Origin of the sequence: Photorhabdus bodei, assembly GCF_003287735.1 — a bacterium.
In the GTDB taxonomy this organism is placed as follows: Bacteria; Pseudomonadota; Gammaproteobacteria; order Enterobacterales; family Enterobacteriaceae; genus Photorhabdus; species Photorhabdus kayaii.
Window position 1 is genome coordinate 1 of sequence record NZ_NSCM01000183.1, and the last position, 247, is coordinate 247.

Here is a 247-nt window from a genome sequence, read left to right on the forward strand (position 1 = left end):
AAGCCGTGAAAACAGAACGTTATTACACGGTGGGCTATGTACCGAACGGGAACAGGGTCAACAACGCCACACCGGCGATACATCTTAAGGGACAGTGGCTGAGACAGGCGGGGTTTAATACCTGTCTCTTGATCAGATCTCCAAATCAACCGATTTAGCCAGCAAATAGCCGTCTATCAGGGTTTGCAGCCGAAACCAACCTTCCCAAAGTCGTTCCCATCCGACTCGACCCGTGCGTTTGGAATCG

The 247-nt window shown here is 51.4% G+C and carries 1 protein-coding gene; it reads left to right on the plus strand.

Annotated elements, in window-relative coordinates; all coding sequences use genetic code 11:
• Window positions 1-5: 5 nt before the first annotated feature.
• Window positions 6-158, plus strand: coding sequence for a SymE family type I addiction module toxin (locus CKY02_RS23340; protein WP_112897025.1), 153 nt, complete (start codon window positions 6-8; stop codon window positions 156-158).
• The last annotated feature ends 89 nt before the right edge of the window (window positions 159-247 follow it).